The 3,493-nt window shown below is 42.5% G+C and carries 4 protein-coding genes and 2 pseudogenes; 3 read left to right on the top strand and 3 right to left on the bottom strand.

What is annotated here, in order from left to right; genetic code table 11:
* Together ACE1CM_RS32785 and ACE1CM_RS32780 are read left to right on the top strand one after the other, a co-directional pair.
* A pseudogene (locus tag ACE1CM_RS32785) lies at positions 1 to 286 on the top strand (insulinase family protein); the annotation flags it as partial.
* A gap of 531 nt (positions 287 to 817) precedes the next feature.
* Positions 818 to 1,669 (top strand): PEP-CTERM sorting domain-containing protein, encoded by an 852-nt coding sequence (locus tag ACE1CM_RS32780; protein WP_374883067.1) that lies wholly within the window; start codon positions 818 to 820, stop codon positions 1,667 to 1,669.
* Positions 1,670 to 1,760: 91 nt separating this feature from the next.
* Here ACE1CM_RS32780 and ACE1CM_RS32775 read toward each other — a convergent pair whose 3' ends face one another.
* The 3 genes from ACE1CM_RS32775 to ACE1CM_RS32765 form a co-directional block, all read right to left on the bottom strand.
* Positions 1,761 to 1,949 carry a hypothetical protein gene (locus tag ACE1CM_RS32775; RefSeq protein ID WP_374883066.1) on the bottom strand — a complete coding sequence of 63 codons (189 nt, stop codon included), beginning with the start codon at positions 1,947 to 1,949 and terminating at the stop codon, positions 1,761 to 1,763.
* 410 nt (positions 1,950 to 2,359) lie between these two features.
* Positions 2,360 to 2,590 carry a hypothetical protein gene (locus tag ACE1CM_RS32770; RefSeq protein ID WP_374883065.1) on the bottom strand — a complete coding sequence of 77 codons (231 nt, stop codon included), beginning with the start codon at positions 2,588 to 2,590 and terminating at the stop codon, positions 2,360 to 2,362.
* Positions 2,591 to 2,908: 318 nt separating this feature from the next.
* Positions 2,909 to 3,175 (bottom strand): hypothetical protein, encoded by a 267-nt coding sequence (locus tag ACE1CM_RS32765; protein WP_374883064.1) that lies wholly within the window; start codon positions 3,173 to 3,175, stop codon positions 2,909 to 2,911.
* A gap of 4 nt (positions 3,176 to 3,179) precedes the next feature.
* Here ACE1CM_RS32765 and ACE1CM_RS32760 point away from each other — a divergent pair.
* Positions 3,180 to 3,493, top strand: a pseudogene (locus tag ACE1CM_RS32760) (M16 family metallopeptidase); the annotation flags it as partial.

Raw genomic sequence — 3,493 nt, 5'->3', positions numbered from 1 at the left:
TGTCTTCAATTTTCAAGACCCCAGTCAAACCTTATCGCGGTTGATGCGCTACGAATATTTTGGCTACCCCGCTGATTTTCTGTTCCGTTACCAGCGTGCGGTAGAAGCAACAACCGCAGCAGACGTGCAGCGGGTTGCTCGTAATTACCTCAAACCACAGAACATCGTTACGCTAGTAGTAGGTAATCTCACTGATATTAAGCCGCCGCTGACTAGCTTAGCCAAACAAGTAACGCCAATAGATATCGCCATTCCAGCCCCAAGAACCGCCACTTCACAGCGATGAGTGCCTATCAAGGCTACCAATCTAAGATGGGACATTCTGGCAAATGGAGAAGGCGTAAGCGGGAAAAGGGAAAGGGTTTGTTCATCCTTCCCCCTGATCCGTTATCCCTTTTCCCCTTTCCAAGTGTATTGTCCCGCTTTAGGCTGGTAGCCTTGATCAAATCTAGGGATGTAATACAAGCTAGGGTGGGCGTACCGTACAAACTTGTTTCATCATTACTGGTAGGCGATTATAGCGATTCTCAGTTGAATGCAATTAAGCTATCCAATGCACCCCATCTAGTATTTTTTCAAGCTTCACAAAAACTTTAATTAAATACGGATGCGCTTTAAGAAAAATTTAATTCTTTTATAGTAGTCTTAATACTGAAATAGGTTGATGCCAAATCCGCTTATTACACCTCTCCGATTATTTTCGTATCTTCTATTTCACCAGCCCCCTGGTATTTTTCAATCAGGGGGGTAATAGAAGCGGATTTAGTCTGATTGATCTCCAATCTCATATCATCCCAAAAAAAAGCGAGATAATTTTATGCAAATAAACCAGGGTCTGACCAAGTGTTTGGTCTTGTTCGTTGCACCTTTGGCTGGCTTGAGCGTGTCTACTTCAGCGAGTCTGGCTGCTACCTTAGCCTCTTCTGAAGCTAGAGTTACAATCGATAATTTTAGTCATAACCCCTCCTCTATTGCGACTTTGACTGACGCTAAAACTGTCGCGATCTCAACTAACGGTCAAGTCAATGCCGATGCTAACTCCAGTGCTAATTTTATAGCCGATACCTTCTTTCCACTAACACAAGCCAACAACTCCTCTTTGAGTAAAACAAATGGTCAAGGTAGAGAATACTTTGGTTTAGCGCAAAGCTTTGCTCAAGTCATCGGTTACGATTTCGTTGTTCCAGGAGGAACTTTTTCTTTGGATTTTGAGAGTTTTTTAGACTTAAACACATCGATTGACTTTCCACAATTTGAAAGTGCGAATGCTGCTGGGATGATATCTTTTCTGTTGTTTGACAGCCAAACTGAAAGTCTGTTAGACTTCTTTACGCTCTCTGCCAATTTAGAAACTCCAGGACAAAGTGATTTTCTTTATTATGACAATAGTTCGCATATAAGTTTTAAGCAAGAGACTTCTTTCTCTGAATCTTTTGGAGGCAAAAAAGAATCTGCTACAGCGTCTGTCAAAGGTCAATACTCGCGTAATTTTGATAGTTTAACCTATCTAACTTTAGTAGAAATTAAGACTAATCAGGCTAACGTTAAAGCTACGCCTGAGTCTTCGAGTATAGTAGCTTTACTCTTCTTCTGCTTGATAGGTGTTGGGTATGGTATCAGAAGTCAAGCAAGTGGATCAAAGTCAATTCAGGCAGATGGCAACCTTTAACTTTTAGAAATAACAGCAGTTAAGTTCAGACTGTGGACGACAAATTATGCCAATCCACAGCCTGAAAAGCTTCTGTATATACAATTTACCTCTATAAGCTCGAAGCAGAACTAGACGTTGAACTACTGCTACAACGATTGTCAGAAGAAACTTTAGCAGTCACAGTTTGACTCATTTTACCCTCACGATCGCCAGAGGTAATAGCGACACTTTTAGCTACCGCGATCGCGTTGCCATCTGGTGAGCTTATCTGTTTGATTAATACTCTAGCGCGGATCATAATCAATGTCCTTAATGTCAACTTGTCAATATCGGAAACTCGCTCGTTCTGGCTAACTTTTTCAATTTGTTTGATTATACAGAATCTGGTTTAGCTCACTAGATGCAGTCATCTAATTTAAGATTTTATTAATATTTTTGGATGCAACAATGCTCTATAATCCTAGGGAGGGAAAACTGGCTGAAACCCCTGCCACATAAGGGTTGCCACAAATGTAGTCATGTAAGATATTTTCCCAAATGCTGGAAAGTCTCATTTGGTAATCGTTTCAGACGGAAGTTACCCCGCGACGCGGGGTAACTTCTGATTAAAAGATGATAACCCTGATCGGTACTGCTGAAGGCTTTTTAACTTTTGAATCATTTAGCCTTCAGCGATACCTATACTATAACTACCCGGCTAATATCTGATTAACTCGCAGATGAACTGGAGGAAGAGTTAGAACTAGCGGAAGAGGAGGGGTAGTAGTAGTAGTAGTAGGGGGGATGCGACTGAGCATTGGTATAGGTGCTGGTATAGGTACTCGCAGAGTAGAAACCATTGGCATAGGCATTGGCATAGGCATTCGCATTTGCGTACCCGCCTTCTACTTTAGTTGCTTCAGAAACCGCTTCCAGATGTTCTAGATCCGAGATAATCATAGGGTGGCTCCTTCAAATTCAAACTTGTTGTTGGATGAGCGCGCTCAAATCTCTTTTTTCAGAGGTATAAATAATCTATTGAACATAATTGGAATCGTGTTGCCATTTTGGCATATTTTTTTTAAAAAAAACTAAAATTTTCTAAAGTGAACGCTCAGCTACCCGCAACAAAGCTTAAAAAGGGGGTTCTTTAGTTCGCAGTATGCAGCAGAGTGGGTGATATCACTTCCGTTTAGGTAGTCATATGATTAAAGATTGTGCAAACAATCTGGCAAAAGCTGCTCACCTGCTCACCTGCCCACATGCCCACCTGCGGTTTTAATGTGAGTATGTAAACGGAAGCGATATGAGGGGGTAGATCAAAGTGAATAAAAGCTGTTTTAACTCGGTTTTAGCTGTTTTGAGCAGTTTTTCAGTTTCGTCAGCTTTGGCTTGCACCTGAGTTTTTTGCCGATTCTGTACTTTAATCGCCTCTGCCTCGGGTGGGAGGCGGCTTAATTCTGCCTGAGCTGGTTTTAATTCGGCTTGGACTCGGTCTAATTCCTTGGTGGCTTGTTTGAGATCGCCTGAGGTTTGGGTAATCATACCAGTGCGATCGCGTCAAGGTCTAGCATACAGCGTCTACGGTTTTTGGAGTCCCCGTTTTGATTACCCCGGTACTTTCGTCGCTGGCGGACAAACTCGTTCCGAAACCACCGTACCCTTTATTCAAGCCATCTTTGACGAAATTAAGCGCCTGCAAACCTCACCCGTAACGCCCCAGGAACTCGCTTATGGGAAAGACTCGGTAATGAACTCATTTGTCTTCAATTTTCAAGACCCCAGTCAAACCTTATCGCGGTTGATGCGCTACGAATATTTTGGCTACCCCGCTGATTTTCTGTTCCGTTACCAGCGTGCGGT

It is taken from the genome of Microseira sp. BLCC-F43, from assembly GCF_041929235.1.
Lineage (GTDB): Bacteria > Cyanobacteriota > Cyanobacteriia > Cyanobacteriales > Aerosakkonemataceae > Microseira.
The sequence above is the reverse complement of the archived record's forward strand: the minus strand, read 5'-3'. Positions and strand labels throughout refer to the sequence as shown.

Excerpts from the sequence above, each read along its gene's own strand:
- ACE1CM_RS32775 (WP_374883066.1), bottom strand. The coding sequence starts at position 1,949 with ATGATCCGCGCTAGAGTATTAATCAAACAGATAAGCTCACCAGATGGC.
- ACE1CM_RS32780 (WP_374883067.1), top strand. The coding sequence starts at position 818 with ATGCAAATAAACCAGGGTCTGACCAAGTGTTTGGTCTTGTTCGTTGCA.
- ACE1CM_RS32770 (WP_374883065.1), bottom strand. The coding sequence starts at position 2,590 with ATGATTATCTCGGATCTAGAACATCTGGAAGCGGTTTCTGAAGCAACT.
- ACE1CM_RS32765 (WP_374883064.1), bottom strand. The coding sequence starts at position 3,175 with ATGATTACCCAAACCTCAGGCGATCTCAAACAAGCCACCAAGGAATTA.